Below are 15,071 nucleotides of genomic sequence, written 5' to 3'. Positions count from 1 at the left end.
TGATGAAGTTTGAACTCTTGAGAATACGGCGAATCTTGCCAGCTATTAATAGTTAAAGCGTACTTGAGTCGTTCAATTAATATGATTTTGGGCTTCTTTACGCAAAATAAGATGGATCTCCTTTTTCCTACAAACCTCTAAGCTCTATCCTGATACGGCAGTATTGAGTGAATTGTTAACATGCTCATTAACTCAATGAATATGTTCTTGGTAACCATGGTTTTTAGCACTTACTTTCATTCCAATATGAAGCGATGTCCGCATTGTAAGAGCGATGCATTGCGCGTGAAAAAATACGCCAGTGACAAACATGCGTTAGAGTGCAGTCACTGTGGGGCTAGAGGCCCTATGTCTAAAATCGATGAACTACCAGCATTGGTGGCCTCGGTGTCGGGATTTAACTTACTTAGAACTGTGATCGATGAATCTCCGGATGTTATCTTTATAAAAAACTGGCAAGGGGATTTTTTGCTCTGCAATCAAGCCTTAGCAAGTTTGTATGGCACAACACCTGAGCGAATGGTGGGTAAAACGGATGCTGACTTTAACGACAACGCAGAGCAAGTTGCTTCCTATGAGCAAAGCGCTCGTGAAGTTTTAGAGTCAGGAAAAACAACAACGACCATAGAAATGTCTACTCATGCTGAAACTGGCGAGATTCGTTACTTCCAATCTGTTAAAAAACCAATACTCGATCCGGAAGGAAGCAACAAGCTACTATTGGTTATCGCACATGACATCACTGAACTAAAAAATGCCTATCAAGCGGTTGAAGAAAGTGAAAAGCGTTATAACTTTGCAATGGAAGCTTCGAACGTCGGTATTTGGGATTGGAATATTACCGATAACAAGGTTCATCACAATAGCAAGTGGTGTGACATATTAGGCTTACAAAGTAATATGCGTGTTCATGACATGTCAGTACTAGAAAAGTTTATTCACCCTAATGATGTAGAAAAAATGATGATGGCGGTTGGAAAGGCTTTGGAAGTTGATGGTCTTTACGATAGTGAACATCGAATGGTACGTACCAATGGTGAAGTCTTATGGGTCCATGATCGTGGCCGTGTGGTTGAATACGATAGGAATGGCAAGCCTATACGTATGGTGGGAAGCTTTAGTGACATTACACTTAACAAACGCTTTGAACGTCAATTAGAAAGGACATCAAAAGAGTTAGAACGAAATAATGAAACTTTGGAACAGATTGTTCAGGAGCGTACGGAAGCGCTTGAACTGGCAGTAAAAGAGTTGGAAAGCATAGCAACAAAAGATCAGTTAACAGGTTTAGGTAATCGCTTAATGCTTGAACAGTGGTTGGCGATGCAAACACGAAATCAAGAACTTGTCTCTATTCTGATCGATCTTGATCGGTTTAAATCGATTAACGATAGATTTGGTCATCAGGTCGGTGATGACGTCTTGGCAGCGGCTAGTAAATGTTTGTCTGATATTCGTGAAAGTGACTTACTTATTCGATGGGGTGGTGAGGAGTTTCTTATCTTGTTAACCAACGTCACCATCGAACAAGCCTGCATGATTGCCGAAAATTTGAGAGCTAATTTGCAGAATGCGAATATATTGCCAGTGAATGAACAAGTGACTGCGAGCTTTGGTGTCTGCGCGAAACCATTTAATAAAACTGAGTTTGAAAATGCTGTCCAACAGTCAGATGAAGCTTTGTATCAAGCTAAGAAGGCTGGTAGAAATCAAGTTAAAGTTTTCTGTAATCTCACTGGAACTAAAGATTAAACAATTGGAAAAATGCTTATAACGTTAATTTTGATAGCTCTGAGCTAAGCTGAATCACTAATATCGATTGAACAATAGCGAGATCAAATTAGTGTTGTGTCAAATTTTACGGATTATCTCAATTAGGCATTGCTGGTAGTTAAAATATACGGTAACTATATATGCAACAAGTCTATTTTTGATGGTTCACTAAGGAAGGAAAATGTTTAGTCACATTATGGTCGGCTCCGACGATATTGAAAAATCAAAAGCGTTTTATGACGCGATTCTAAGTGTTTTGGGTTATCCGCAAGGCGTTATCGATGCAAAAGGTCGCTGCTTATACATCAACTCAAATGGTGTGCTGGGTTTGACTAAGCCTATTAACGGCGAAGCGGCTACACATGGTAACGGTATGACGATCGGCTTTAAAGTTGATAGTCCTGAGCTAGTCGATGCGTGGCACGCGGCGGGTATCGAGAATGGTGGTGTTACGTGTGAAGATCCACCGGGAGTGCGTGCAAGTGCTGAGAGAAAGCTTTATCTGGCTTACCTTCGCGATCCATTCGGCAACAAACTTTGTGCCGCGCATTATTTATAACGTATCGGTAAAATGTATTGATCAAAAAATGGCTCGTGCAGTTTAACTCACGAGCCATTTTTTATTGTCTTTTTGCATTACGGTATTTATGTAGAAGATCCCAAGGTATATGACATAAGTAGTGATCTTCTTGGACGCGGGTTAAGCGATGTTGATGTTCTTCATCACTAGGGACAAAGTTAGTCAAAGGTAACACCTCAACTACAATCTTTGCTGCGTCATCTCGTGAGGCAATATAGCGTTTCGTGGCTTCAAGATGTGTCTGGTCATCGCTGTATACACCTGTACGGTACTTCAAACCTACATCGTGACCTTGTTGATTAACACTGTAAGGGTCGATGATCTCGAAAAGGTGTTCAACCAACTGCTCGACTGAGATGATCGCTTCATCAAATTGGACGCGAACGCATTCCGCGTAGCCATCATATTCGGTTTGGGTTGAATAAGTGGTGCCGTTGGCGCGACCAGCTAAGGTATCAATCACGCCAGGAACATACTTAATGAACTCCTGAACACCCCAAAGGCAGCCGCCTGCTAAATAGATTTGTTGCATAGTAAAGTTAACTAAGTCTTAACTGGATGAAAGTAATTATTCTTAATTTGTACTTGAGCGGAGTAGCTTGTACAAAGCAGTTCCAACAGTCGCTTTACTTGATCTGCTAACTCAGAATAAACACTGCCAGCTGCACATTTTTTCAGGTTGGAAAAGTAGTAGCCAGACCATGTAACAAGGTAGTCACCCAGCATCTCTTTTACATGTTGCTCTTGCTCATCTTCAATCAACATACCCAGTATTATCAGCATCAGACCGATATGGTCTTCTGGATCGGTTACATCTTCACGAAGACCCAAACCGCAGTGATCAATGAACTGACAATATTTCTTATGTGAATGACCAAATAAGATCGACTCTCTATCAAGATACATCGATGACCAAGGTGGGGCTGGCATATCATCTTGAATGGTAAACAATCGATCGTGTTCATCTTGAAGCGTATCTTGATTGGTAAACTTGAAGCTGTTCAAAACCTGATTCACTTCTTTGATTGGCGTTTCTACTTCATCTTCCTCAAAGTAGGTTCCAAAAGGGAATTGGTTAAAATCTCTGGGAGGGTAATAAAAAAGCGCACCAAAAAGCTTACAAACAATAGCTAATTCAGGTCGAGAGAGATTTTGTAGTTCCACGGCATTACCTTTATAAATTCCTTTTACTGCTAAATAGGCTAGTGCTTGTTTAACAGCGGTTAACTTCGCCGAATATATCACTATATGGTGTTTTATTGCGACACGTTTCATTTTGATGTGACACTAATTGGTACTAAGGTTTATTTTTAATCAGTCGTTTTGAGTTGAAAAATGAGATCAATTTAAAGGAGATGACGGTAAGGCAGGGGTTTTAGATTAGCGTGTAAAGCAAAGACTAAATTATGGGGAAGAAAGCAAGCCGTGGGATATCCATATCCCCGAGGCTTAGTGACACTTAGTTTGATTCTTTTGCGTTGAATTGATAATCCACATCAACGATAGCGCGGTATTGAATGTCGCCGGTGCTGTTTGCAAACTCTTCTACAGTCACTTCAGATTGACCAACATTGATGTTCTTAACCAATGTGTATGATTGAACTGGAAGATTAAAACGAAGTTGAGATTGGTCCATCGCTTTAACTGAATCTGAAAGGTCGAAACCTGCATTGTACGCTTCAGCTTTAGAGCTGTACGTGTCAGTTTTAAACGTTGCGTTGTCACTAACTGTTGTAGTTGAAGCAAACGCTGATGAAGCAAGTAGTAGACCTGATGCAAGGATAATTGTGTTTTTCATGATAAATACCTTTTGAATTCTGGGTGTTATAAGTTGTTTAAATGTGTTGATTAACGTGATTCTTTCGCGTCGAAGTGGTAATCCACATCTACGATAGCGCGGTACTGAACTTCACCACGTACTTGAGCGAACTCTTCAACTTTTACTTCAGTGTTATCGATACTGATGTTGTTTACATTTTGGTAAGCGTTAACTGGTAGTTGGAAACGTAGTTCAGTTTGGCTCATGTCTGATAGATTTTGAGCAACATTTAAGCCCGCATTCAATGCTTCTGCTTTAGTTGCAAAACTTGAAGTAGTTACAGTTGTATCGTTGTGAAGTGTCACGTTAGAAGCAAAAGCTGATGTTGATAAAAGTAGGCCTGCTGCTACGGTCATTAGTTTGTTCATAATATTCACCTTTGAAGAATAGACTTTATTGTTTCTTACGGAATGTCAGATTTGTCTGTCATTCGATGGGTGTATTATGAGTAAATTTTTAAGTGTGATGAAGATCACTTTTGGCATTTTACTATGGACAAAACAGCACCAATAAAGGGGTTGAAATTTCGCTCGATGATCTACTCGTCAATATGATTTTTTCTGAAGTCGAGAGTAAAAAATTGCCTAATGGCGTGAGAGAAATAGTTGTGGTAAAAAAGGCGCAGATAAGCCCTTACTTATTGATTTTTAGTAAGTATTATTTGAAAAATGAAGAGGCAAGAGGTTAATCGTTAAGATAGGATTCCCAAACTGGAGGGGTTCCTATGGTGTCTTGAACGGTTTCGATGAAAAGTTTGACCAGTGGCGGTGGATTGCGATGTGAGTAGAGAGCGTAAAGGCCACCGGTGAATGAGACTTGAAAATCAGGTAACAGCTTGATTAACCCTAAATCATCAATATTTTTGGTTAACATCATCTGTCCAACAATGACGTAGCCTAATCCTTCTTGAGCGGCATCCATTAACAGCTCAACTTCATTCACGCGGTAACGCCCTTGGGCATTAAGAGTGAACGTTTCGTCTTCAGTTTCAGAGAAAAGTTTTACCTTGTCTAACGTAAAAGAACGGTTTGAATAGATAACCGAAGGAAGTGATGCCAGTTGCTCTGGATTCTCAGGATATCCATGTTCTTCTATGAAGTCTTTCGACGCTAAGATTGCCATTTTATGGTCGGCAAGTTTCTTCGCAACAAGGTTGGAATCATCAGGAATGCCAATGCGAAATGCGATATCAAATCGGTCGCTAATAAGATCGACTTTTCTATCATCCAGAATGACTTCGATGCTGACCTGCGAGTACTTTTTCAGGAAATTTATAACTGCTTTTTTAAGATAAGTTCGGCCAAATAGTTGGGTGCTGGAGAGTCTTAAAACGCCTCTTGGTTCTTCGTTAAAAGTATTCGCAAGATGATGAGTTTCGTCGAGGGTATCTCGGATTTTTTGCGCCTGCTTAACGATTTCAAGACCAGCGGTGGTAAAGGATAATGAGCGAGTGGAGCGGTTTAAAAGGCGTAAACCTAATGAGTCTTCTAGCTTTTTGATTTGTTTAGAGAGAACTGAACGATCAATCCCTCGGAGTTCTGCGGCTTTAGCAAATGAACCTTGTTGATGCACTTCCAAAAGCATGACGAGTCGGGTAGCTAGATCCATTGCACAAAATTCCTGATAGTGGGTTCAGAGTTCTCAATTTTCTTTGTATCTTAAAGATAGATTAACGGCCCTTATCGGGCCGTTAAATATTCAAAGTATTAGAACCTTACACTAAGGTTTCTAACATTGCAGCATCGTATTCAACAAGTTCTTTATTTTGTTGTACACGGCTTACGTAGTCTGGGTTTGCGATGAATGGACGACCAATTGCCAACAGGTCAAATTTGTTCGCTTTAATTGCTTCTGCACCTGTTTCTGCATTGTATCCGCCAACCGCCATTAGGGTCTTAGAGTACGCTTTGCGCATGTATTCTGAGACTTTACCGCCTAAGAAATCAAATTCCATGCTGTCGTCAAACATGCCTTCGTGGAGGTAAGCTAAATCGCGTTTTTCAACTTCTTTAAGGAAGTAGTCGAACACCTGACGATCGCGAGCATCTGTAGCCATATGCGCATAACCAGCTGGTGACACTCGTAGACCGGTTAGTTCTGCGCCTATACGTGCAATTACAGCATCAATAACAGCAAGCGGGAAGCGAGACATGTTTTCCGCTGTCTGACCATATTCGTCTGTTCTACGGTTTGTGTCGTAGTGTAGGAATTGGTCAATTAAGTAACCGTTAGCACCGTGAATTTCAACACCATCAAAACCTGCTTCAATCGCGTTTTGAGCAGCCTGTGCGTAGTCTTCAACAAGTTGTGCGATTTCTTCGCTCGTCGCTTCTTTAGGAACGGTATAAACCAGTTCACGCATACGAGGAACGGTTCCGTCGAATGCTACTGCAGAAGGTGCTAACACATATTCACCACCCCAAAAGTGAGGGTGAGCCACACGGCCGGTATGCCATAGCTGAGCGAAGATCTTGCCGCCATTTGCGTGTACTGCGTCTGTTACTTTTTTCCAACCAGCAATTTGTGCGTCGGTGTAGAGTCCCGGAGTGTTTGGATAGCCTTGACCGTCAGGACGAATAATGGTCGCTTCTGAAATGATCAAACCAGCATCAGCACGTTTTGCGTAGTACTCGACCATTGCGTCTGTCGGAACTAGGTTTGCGTCTGCCATACAACGAGTCAGTGGAGCCATTGCAATGCGGTTTTTAAGTGTAATTTTGTCGTTGAGCTTATAGCTTTCAAATAATGTTGCTGTCATTTTGCTGTTCCTTTTATGCCCTACATGGACTTTATGTGCACATGCTAACCTTTTCTTGAATGAACATTCAAGTTATTTTTTGAATGAACGTTCAAGTATCTTGTGAAAGGGTATTCAAACCAGTACACTTAGTGGGTCTTAAAGCTGAAGAGCAAAGTGTAATGAGAAGTGCAGAATTTGACCGTGAGTATGTTTTACGCTCAGCGATGAATGAGTTCATCGCCAAAGGTTATAACAAAACCAGTATGCAGGATTTGAAACGAGCAACGGGCTTACATCCGGGGTCAATCTACTGTGCTTTCGAAAACAAACGTGGTTTGTTGCTTGCGTCTCTTAATCATTATGCTGAAACCAAATCCAAGTCGTTTGAAGAGTTCTTTGTTGATAGTGATTCCATCCTGCACGGCTTTGAAAAGTATCTGAATGACATTATTGAGTTTAAAGAGTGCCACGAAAACAAAGGCTGCTTGCTTCAGAAGTCGCTGAGTGAACTTGAGCAGCAAGATGAAGAAGTAGAAGCGATCATCTGCGGCATGCTGAATCAGTGGAAAGTTAACATCAGAGAAAAAATTGAGATAGCTAAGACTCACGGTGAACTGCCATCGGATACAGATTGCGAGTTGCTTGGTGATTTTCTGGTTATGAATATCTATGGTTTAAGATCTTTTGCTACCACCAAGCCGTCGAAAGAATGTTTAGAGAAGTTGGTGAAGAAAATCGTACAGAGCTTAAAAAACAGCTAAGCGTTTGTAATACAATTTTTGCCCAAAACAATGAACAGCTATCGCTTTGAATAAAAGCGATAGCTGTTTTTGTTTTATCTTCAGTCACTTGTTATTGAGTTATCTCAATAACTAAAATCCTCAATAAAATTATGGCTTTATACTTAATCCTAAAACCGTCACGTAGCACTTAACTTTATGCGTAATCAATAGTAACGTGCACGCTCAGGAGGTGATCTTGCCTCAAGCCAGTGCTTGTTATGTTGAGTTATTGATTATGTTTGACCACTTTTTTGTCGTAGATGTTAGCCCAGATAAACTTGTTGCTGGTACGTACAACGTTTGGCTTGTGGCGGTATCGATTTTTCTTGCATCCATGGCATCATTTTTCGCTTTGCGTTTAGCATCTACAGCAAGACACATACAGCTTGTCAGCCACAGACAGATAGCTTTACTCTCAGGGTCTTTTGTTATGGCTGGTGGCATTTGGAGTATGCATTTCGTCGGAATGCTTGCCTTTGCCATGCCTCATCAAATGGAATATGACCACCATATCACTGCGTTATCTTTCGTTCCTGCTGTATTGGCGAGTTACTTCGTCCTCAAGTCGTTAATCAATGAAACGTATTCACTGAAAGTCACATTAAGAAACGGGTTTATTGTCGGTGCGGGAATCGGTGCGATGCACTATATCGGTATGGAAGCGATGAACATGGATCTCGATCTTCGCTACGATCCATATTGGTTTGCTTTGTCTATCGTTGTATCGGTTGGATTGGCAACCATTGCTTTGACGGCGCGATCTAGATTGCGACACGCATTTCCATCCTTACGTTCTGTACACGTTAATCTGATTAGTGCCGCTATTATGGGCTGTGCAATTTCTGGCATGCACTATACCGGTATGGAAGCGGCGCGCTTTATTGAAGAAATGGAGTGTGTTACCCCAGCATTTACTGAACAAGACAACACACAGTTGGCGATCATTGTTTCAATCTTTACGCTGCTTCTTTCTACTTTAGCGGTGAACGTCAGTTCTCAACTACGCTATCGTCAGTTATTAAGAGAGAAAACAGCGGGAGAAGCGAGGCTTCAGGCTATTCTCGATACTGCTGCTGATGGTGTTATCACAATAGATGCGAAAGGTATCGTTCGCGGTATTAATGGCGCAGCATGTAAAATATTTGGCTGGTTAGAGCATGAAGTCATTGGGCGCAATGTTTCTATGCTAATGCCGTCCAACCATCAATATCAGCATGATTCCTACTTAGAAAACTACTTCAGTACCGGCAAGGCACAAATAATAGGCTCTCCAAGAGAACTATACGCTCGTCATCGATTTGGTGAGTTAATACCTGTCAGATTAGCTGTCGGTCGAGTCAGTTTGGAAAGTGGAGAAACACTGTTTGTTGGATTTGTTTCTGATATTTCTGAACGCAAAGCGATGGAAGAGAAGCTAAGAGAGAGCGAACAACGTTTAAGCTCTCTTATGCAAAACATTCCTGGAGCCTCGTTCAGACGTTTGCTCGATCATAAGTGGACACCTGTGTTTCTGAGTGAAGGCATCGTCGAACTTACGGGTTACAACGCGGATGAATTTTTGTCAGGCAGAGTTGCATTTGTTGACTGCGTTTATGAAGGAAAAGATCGCGACTTATGCTCGAACATGCGCGCAAACATCGATGAACGTGACACATACGAAATTGAATACCGCATCCACCATAAAAACGGCAATACCGTTTGGGTGCTAGAAAACGGCATGGTTGTTCGCGATGAAAATAATAATGTTGTTTGGGCTGACGGGGTCATGGTGGATATTTCAAGTCGCAAACAGATGGAACAAGAGTTGGTTGAGGCGAAACAACGCGCCGAGCATGCAGCGGAGAGTAAAGCGGCGTTTTTGGCTAATATGAGCCATGAAATTCGAACGCCGATGAATGCCATCATAGGCTTTACTGACATTCTTCTTGATTCCGATATCAGAGGCGAGGATCGCAAACATCTTCAAACCATTTCGCATTCTTCTCGCTCATTATTGCATCTTCTTAACGATATTCTCGACAGCGCGAAACTTGAGAAGAATAAGATGGAAATTGAACAGGTACCGTTCAAACTAGCGGCCTGTGTTGATACCGTTATTTCAACTTTATGGCTTTCAGCCAAAAACAAAGGCATAGAACTCAATCTCGCAATGGCTGATGACTTACCCCAAGTCGTGTTAGGTGCTGAGGATCGTATACGCCAAGTTTTAATGAACCTTGTTGGTAACGGCATAAAATTTACCGAGAGTGGCGGTGTATCGCTGACGGTTTCCGCCGTTGAACAAAAGCCTGATTGGATTCGATTCAGTGTGATTGATTCGGGGATCGGCATTGATCCTTCTCGTCTTAAATCCATCTTTGAACCTTTCACGCAGGCCGATGCATCAATGAGTCGCCGCTTTGGCGGTACTGGTTTAGGTACCACAATTTCTCAGCAGTTGGTTGAGTTAATGGGCGGAACGATTCAAGCAACGAGCGAACTGGGTAAAGGGAGTTGTTTTACCATTGAGCTGCCACTACCAAAAAGTGAAGCTGCAACGGTTTCCCGCACATCTCACATCTTCGATCTGCCAAGTTTACGTGTGTTAGTGTGTGACGATATCGAGCAAAACATTAACTTATTGCGGATCCTTCTTGAGCGTCAAAATCATAAAGTATTTACCGCTCAAGATGGTCATGAAGCTGTTGCACAGTTTAAATCGGTGCAACCGGATATCATCTTGATGGATATCCAGATGCCGAATTTAGATGGGTTGGGAGCGAGCAAACAAATTCGTCAATGGGAAAAACAGTACAAACTCGCGAGTACGCCAATCATAGCTTTAACCGCCAGTGTATTGGCTGAAGATCGCGTGGAAGCAAGAGAATCCGGCATGGACGGCTTTGCAAATAAACCCGTAGATTTTGCTCTTCTAACTCAAGAGATGGCAAGAGTGCTGCATCTTGAACCTGGCTCTCAGGATGAGCAGAACTCAGGTTCAGCTACTGACAGCGCTGTTGGGAAATTCAACGTAGTGAACCTGAATAAAGCGCTAAAACTGTGGGGTGATGAGCGTTTATATCTGGGAGAACTCATTCGTTTGAGCAGTAAGCAAGCCTCACTGAGTGAGAGCTTGATGGAGCTCATTGATACGCAAAACTGGTCAGAACTGGGTCAACAAGCCCATAGGTTGAAAGGTTTAACCGGAAATCTGGCCTTGATACCTCTCTTGCATGCCTTCTCTGATCTAGAGAGAGCTGTTAATGCTCATATGCCAACACAAGCTCGATCTGCTGTGACAAACATTGAAAAACTCTGGAATACGTTGAAGAGCGATATAGAGCAACTTCAAGTTCTCTATGCTTTGGATGAAACGGTTGAACCGGAGTCTTCATTAAGAAACACCGAATTGCAGGAACTGCTTGAATATTGGTTAATCGCAACCAGAGCTGGCGAACTGCGTGACGAGACAGTCGCTAAACTTAAGCAAGGCTCACCAGAAATAATCAAGAAACACATTAATGATGCGGTTAATGCTATTGAAGAATTTGAGTTTGAAGCTGCAGAACGAGCCATTATCAACGCTATTGAAACACTACAACAAGAAGGATAAGACATGACTTTGTTCACCAAACAATTACCACGAATCCTTGTTGTTGATGATGAACCGGCAAACCTCAAAGTGATGCGACAAGTTTTGCAGGAAGGTTACCGTCTGACTTTCGCTCGATCTGGTCAGGAAGCGCTGACGCGTTTAGAACAAGAGAGCGTCGACCTAATCCTTTTGGATGTCATGATGCCAGACATGACGGGATTCGAGTTATGTAAGTTGCTTAAGGATAATCCTAGTACCGCCTGCATCCCTGTAATATTCGTGACCGCACTTCGAGATTCCATTGATGAAGAGAAAGGCTTCGCTCTTGGAGGCGTTGACTATATTGTTAAACCGATTATCCCTGCAATTGTAAGGGCTCGGGTAAAAACGCATTTGTCGTTAGTAAAAGTTGAAGCGCTACGTGAAACTCAAATTGACTTAATTCAAAGGCTAGGGCGAGCTGCTGAATATAAGGACAACGAAACAGGTATGCATGTCCAACGTATGAGCCATTACACCAAAATTTTAGCGATGGCTTTAGGTATGGAAGAAGATCATGCCGAAGAGCTGCGAATGGCGACCACTATGCATGACATCGGAAAGATAGGTATCCCCGATAGTATCCTGCTTAAACCGGGCAAGCTTGATGAACAGGAATTTGCTGAAATGAAAAAGCATGTGGTCATCGGCGGGAATATTCTCTCTAATCCACGTTCAACGCTGATTTCGTTGGCCTACAAAGTTGCCACCGCTCACCATGAAAAGTGGGATGGTTCAGGATATCCTAACGGTTTAGTTGGTGATGCAATCCCTATCGAAGGGCGTATCGCAGCGATTGCTGATGTATTTGATGCGCTGACCAGTGAACGTCCGTATAAAACGGCGTGGTCAATAGAAGAGGCTATTGAGTTTCTAGAAAGCCAGTCAGGAAAGCACTTTGACCCACAATTGGTGCAACTATTCATTGAGCAACTTCCAGCTATTTTAGAAGTGAAAGAGAAGTTTAATGAGGATCAACATTACGATCCAACGACGAACTAGTTCTGACGCTGATGCACTAAACAATTTGTGATTATTTGTCACCTAGGTGAGAGATAGTTCTGATTAATCATCTAATCAATTTAGTAACTTACGTGTTTTGATTTCTTTTTGAAGCAAAGGTCTCTTATGGACAATTCCCACATAATGCATAGCCAGAAGGTTTACTTCTGTGATGACGAAGAGCTGGCTAAGGCTCAAATGCAATGCCTTGAAGTACTTTACGATTACAATCAGACTCGACCAAGTGAAGTTGAAAAGCGCAAAGCAATCATGGAGAAGTTGTTTGCCGAAGTTGGTGAAGGCTGCTACATCGAACCTCCTTTGCGTACGAACTGGGGTATTCATACTCATTTGGGTAAAAATGTATATGCCAACTTCAATCTAACGCTGGTGGACGATACCCATATCTATATTGGTGACTATGTGATGATTGGTCCAAACGTCACTATTGCGACGGCTGGTCATCCAGTTGATCCAGAAATGCGCAGAAAAGTTGCGCAGTTTAATATTCCAGTGACGATTGGAGACAATGTCTGGATTGGTGCGAACTCTGTTGTATTACCGGGTATTACCATTGGTGAAAACAGTGTGATTGGTGCTGGCAGTGTCGTCACAAAAGATATTCCTGCCAACGTTGTCGCGGTGGGTAATCCATGCAAAGTGCTACGTGAGATTGGCGAACGCGATAAAGAATTCTATTTCAGAGACAAAAAATTCGAATAGTCGATTTTTGAGTGTGAAAGCTATTGTAAAAGCCGCTGTTGGTCAGCGGCTTTTTCTTTGAAGCGTTGTTTTGTAAACGCATTTACTCACTGAACTCATTTGATCCGCGACATTTTAAAGCCACGATAATTGAATTCCTCAAACTGAAGTTTTTGGCCGTTGTTTACAAATAAGAACTCCATCTCACGGTTTTTGTTTTTTACTGTGATGCGATGGAGCATTCCTTTGTCCGTTTGAGTGGTGGAATAGGAATCGACTTCAACATCTTTAACCTTCTCTTTCAGCACATATTGATATGATTTCTTCAGCACTCCGTGAGCTAAATCAAGCGTTACTTGGTTTAGCAATGGAATAAATGGATAAGCATTTTTATCCAACTCAGAAACCTTAGCCTTACTGTCTTGTTCTGTGATTTCAAGTGAACTGAAGTTGTAGGTGTACGCCTCTCTATCCGAGCCTATACGTTCAGAGTAATTGGACGAAAGAGGGATGATTTGGCCGTCAAGCTCTTGATATGAACCCAGTTCAATCACATTCGCTTTGATAAATAAAAAAGCACCATAAGCACGCGACTTGTAAAAACAAGTGCTATCTTTACAAGTAGATGACATAACTACCTGACCTAAGTTAACAGGGCCAATATCAACAGAAAATTCGCCATTTACACCCTCAGTAGCTTGCGCGCGGCTAGTGAGTGTAACAAGGGAAAGCAGTAATAAAATAGATAAGTGTTTAGTTATCATAAGACCCACATTTAAAGGCTGGCTAAGCTACAACCATATTTATAAATCTATACGAATTAATGAAATTGTCCTAACTGATACAAAAAAATAATAAGGACTTATGTTGCATATAAATATTTGTAAACGTACAGGTATTAGGCATCAAAATTCAGAGATTGTTCAGGTTTTTTGGGGAAGAAAAATTTGTAAAGCAATAGCACAACACGCTTATGTTGCAATACTTACAGCTCTGCCATTTTGTGCGCTAGCAATACCAACTGGAGCCGTTCCAGATACCACTGATTTCGAGCGATCGAACTCAGACTTGCGTTATTCAGTACCGCTTACTGAAGAAGAGTTCTCGTGGGTTGATGAAACTAACGAGTTCCTGTCTGAGTTGGTACTGGACTTTAGTGAGTTTATCGATCATGGCCTAGCTAAGGAAGAGGATGAAGAACCTTTTCCAAATAAGAGCTATATCAAGATCGTGTCTTCCGGTAAATATTCGCATCGTGGATACTTAGATACTGACGAGAGAATTTCGGTTCGCATTGATTTACCCCACACCGAGCACAACTGGAAGATTATCTTTGAAACCGACCCCGATGATTATGATGATCTAGAGAGTAAGCAGCGTGGTCTGAATACATCTAACCCAGATTCAAAAGGTGCATTTGGTGGTATTCGTCTTCAAGATGAGAAGCTCAGTCACTGGATAACCAGTTTTGATATCGGCATCAAGATAAGACTTCCTCTAGATCCGTTTGCCCGGACCGAAATCTATAGGGTGGCTGAGATATCGGATACTTGGACAACCCAAGTGAGTCAGGAATTCTTCTACTTTAACTCCAAAGGGCTGGGATCGCTCAGTACTCTGAATTTTTACTACGATGTCGACAAAGCCGCTGGGCAAATATTCACTATCGGTTCTAGTGCTCAATATCTTTACGATGATGATAAATGGGAAGTTCTCCATCAAGCTCAATACTTTGATCGCCTGAGCGAAAAACAACTTCTGCAGTATTCGTTAGGGATTAGCGTCTTACCTTATGATGAAGATGAAGTGAGTAACATCTGGTTATCGGCCTCTTGGATACAGAAACTCTATAAGAACTGGCTATTTCTAACTGTTACTCCTCAAATCGAAGTACCGAGAGAATATGATTACAAACTTAATCCCGGTATTTTTGTCGAGTTTGAAGCGTTCTTTTCTAAGAATAGAAAAGTTGACCGGTTGAATCGCTATATTCCTGAGCAAACAACGAATCATGAATAGTTCTTCTTTGATGATCAATTGGACGATCTTTCGAAAAACAG

Annotated in this window: 15 protein-coding genes; 8 read left to right on the top strand and 7 right to left on the bottom strand. The window is 41.8% G+C overall.

From position 1 onward, the window contains the following. The first annotated feature begins 348 nt into the window (after window positions 1–348). A complete protein-coding gene (locus P4S58_RS18075) occupies window positions 349–1,752 on the top strand; it encodes a sensor domain-containing diguanylate cyclase (protein WP_337165043.1) in 1,404 nt (467 codons plus the stop codon). Window positions 1,753–1,954: 202 nt separating this feature from the next. Continuing rightward, entirely contained in the window at window positions 1,955–2,332 is a 378-nt protein-coding gene (locus P4S58_RS18070; RefSeq protein WP_102941406.1) for a VOC family protein, read from the top strand. A 61-nt stretch (window positions 2,333–2,393) separates the two neighbouring features. On the opposite strand, the gene P4S58_RS18065 is transcribed toward P4S58_RS18070, so the two are convergent. From P4S58_RS18065 to P4S58_RS18050, 4 genes are all read right to left on the bottom strand, one after another. Next, entirely contained in the window at window positions 2,394–2,885 is a 492-nt protein-coding gene (locus tag P4S58_RS18065; protein ID WP_337165040.1) for a peptide-methionine (S)-S-oxide reductase, read from the bottom strand. Window positions 2,886–2,896: 11 nt separating this feature from the next. After that, on the bottom strand, window positions 2,897–3,517 hold the full coding sequence (locus P4S58_RS18060; RefSeq protein ID WP_337165038.1) for a TorD/DmsD family molecular chaperone: 621 nt from the start codon (window positions 3,515–3,517) through the stop codon (window positions 2,897–2,899). Window positions 3,518–3,812: 295 nt separating this feature from the next. Further along, window positions 3,813–4,151, bottom strand: coding sequence for a DUF3316 domain-containing protein (locus P4S58_RS18055; protein ID WP_102963638.1), 339 nt, complete (start codon window positions 4,149–4,151; stop codon window positions 3,813–3,815). 50 nt (window positions 4,152–4,201) lie between these two features. After that, entirely contained in the window at window positions 4,202–4,540 is a 339-nt protein-coding gene (locus tag P4S58_RS18050) for a DUF3316 domain-containing protein (RefSeq protein ID WP_237292540.1), read from the bottom strand. 110 nt (window positions 4,541–4,650) lie between these two features. Between P4S58_RS18050 and P4S58_RS18045 the strand changes: the two genes are divergently transcribed. Further along, a complete protein-coding gene (locus P4S58_RS18045) occupies window positions 4,651–4,860 on the top strand; it encodes a hypothetical protein (protein WP_337165034.1) in 210 nt (69 codons plus the stop codon). Here the strand turns inward: P4S58_RS18045 and P4S58_RS18040 are convergent. Both P4S58_RS18040 and P4S58_RS18035 read right to left on the bottom strand, forming a co-directional pair. Continuing rightward, window positions 4,857–5,780, bottom strand: a complete 924-nt coding sequence (locus P4S58_RS18040; RefSeq protein ID WP_337165032.1) for a LysR family transcriptional regulator — start codon at window positions 5,778–5,780, stop codon at window positions 4,857–4,859. The two genes, P4S58_RS18045 and P4S58_RS18040, sit on opposite strands and share 4 nt — an antisense overlap. 106 nt (window positions 5,781–5,886) lie before the next feature. After that, window positions 5,887–6,930, bottom strand: a complete 1,044-nt coding sequence (locus P4S58_RS18035) for an alkene reductase (protein WP_337165031.1) — start codon at window positions 6,928–6,930, stop codon at window positions 5,887–5,889. A 161-nt stretch (window positions 6,931–7,091) separates the two neighbouring features. On the opposite strand from P4S58_RS18035, the gene P4S58_RS18030 reads away from it, so the two are divergent. The 4 genes from P4S58_RS18030 to P4S58_RS18015 all read left to right on the top strand — a co-directional run bounded on the left by P4S58_RS18030 (window position 7,092) and on the right by P4S58_RS18015 (window position 13,032). Next, on the top strand, window positions 7,092–7,673 hold the full coding sequence (locus P4S58_RS18030) for a TetR/AcrR family transcriptional regulator (protein ID WP_337165827.1): 582 nt from the start codon (window positions 7,092–7,094) through the stop codon (window positions 7,671–7,673). A gap of 217 nt (window positions 7,674–7,890) precedes the next feature. Continuing rightward, a complete protein-coding gene (locus P4S58_RS18025; protein WP_337165029.1) occupies window positions 7,891–11,286 on the top strand; it encodes a PAS domain S-box protein in 3,396 nt (1,131 codons plus the stop codon). A 3-nt stretch (window positions 11,287–11,289) separates the two neighbouring features. Next, the gene (locus P4S58_RS18020) at window positions 11,290–12,309 is read left to right on the top strand and encodes an HD domain-containing phosphohydrolase (RefSeq protein ID WP_337165026.1); all 1,020 of its coding nucleotides are present in this window, start codon (window positions 11,290–11,292) and stop codon (window positions 12,307–12,309) included. A 126-nt stretch (window positions 12,310–12,435) separates the two neighbouring features. Then, window positions 12,436–13,032, top strand: coding sequence for a sugar O-acetyltransferase (locus P4S58_RS18015; protein WP_102966787.1), 597 nt, complete (start codon window positions 12,436–12,438; stop codon window positions 13,030–13,032). 95 nt (window positions 13,033–13,127) lie between these two features. Here P4S58_RS18015 and P4S58_RS18010 read toward each other — a convergent pair whose 3' ends face one another. Beyond that, window positions 13,128–13,775, bottom strand: coding sequence for a hypothetical protein (locus tag P4S58_RS18010; protein WP_102968467.1), 648 nt, complete (start codon window positions 13,773–13,775; stop codon window positions 13,128–13,130). 103 nt (window positions 13,776–13,878) lie between these two features. Here P4S58_RS18010 and P4S58_RS18005 point away from each other — a divergent pair, with 103 nt between their 5' ends. Further along, window positions 13,879–15,030: a hypothetical protein gene (locus tag P4S58_RS18005; protein WP_337165023.1), complete on the top strand. Its 1,152-nt coding sequence runs from the start codon at window positions 13,879–13,881 to the stop codon at window positions 15,028–15,030. The last annotated feature ends 41 nt before the right edge of the window (window positions 15,031–15,071 follow it).

The organism is Vibrio sp. Hal054 (assembly GCF_037162405.1).
Classification (GTDB): domain Bacteria; phylum Pseudomonadota; class Gammaproteobacteria; order Enterobacterales; family Vibrionaceae; genus Vibrio; species Vibrio diazotrophicus.
This window is presented reverse-complemented; position numbering and strand designations above follow the sequence as displayed.

Excerpts from the sequence above, each read along its gene's own strand:
- P4S58_RS18075 (WP_337165043.1), top strand. The coding sequence starts at position 349 with ATGTCTAAAATCGATGAACTACCAGCATTGGTGGCCTCGGTGTCGGGA.
- P4S58_RS18070 (WP_102941406.1), top strand. The coding sequence starts at position 1,955 with ATGTTTAGTCACATTATGGTCGGCTCCGACGATATTGAAAAATCAAAA.
- P4S58_RS18065 (WP_337165040.1), bottom strand. The coding sequence starts at position 2,885 with ATGCAACAAATCTATTTAGCAGGCGGCTGCCTTTGGGGTGTTCAGGAG.
- P4S58_RS18055 (WP_102963638.1), bottom strand. The coding sequence starts at position 4,151 with ATGAAAAACACAATTATCCTTGCATCAGGTCTACTACTTGCTTCATCA.
- P4S58_RS18050 (WP_237292540.1), bottom strand. The coding sequence starts at position 4,540 with ATGAACAAACTAATGACCGTAGCAGCAGGCCTACTTTTATCAACATCA.
- P4S58_RS18040 (WP_337165032.1), bottom strand. The coding sequence starts at position 5,780 with ATGGATCTAGCTACCCGACTCGTCATGCTTTTGGAAGTGCATCAACAA.
- P4S58_RS18035 (WP_337165031.1), bottom strand. The coding sequence starts at position 6,930 with ATGACAGCAACATTATTTGAAAGCTATAAGCTCAACGACAAAATTACA.
- P4S58_RS18030 (WP_337165827.1), top strand. The coding sequence starts at position 7,092 with ATGAGAAGTGCAGAATTTGACCGTGAGTATGTTTTACGCTCAGCGATG.
- P4S58_RS18020 (WP_337165026.1), top strand. The coding sequence starts at position 11,290 with ATGACTTTGTTCACCAAACAATTACCACGAATCCTTGTTGTTGATGAT.
- P4S58_RS18015 (WP_102966787.1), top strand. The coding sequence starts at position 12,436 with ATGGACAATTCCCACATAATGCATAGCCAGAAGGTTTACTTCTGTGAT.
- P4S58_RS18010 (WP_102968467.1), bottom strand. The coding sequence starts at position 13,775 with ATGATAACTAAACACTTATCTATTTTATTACTGCTTTCCCTTGTTACA.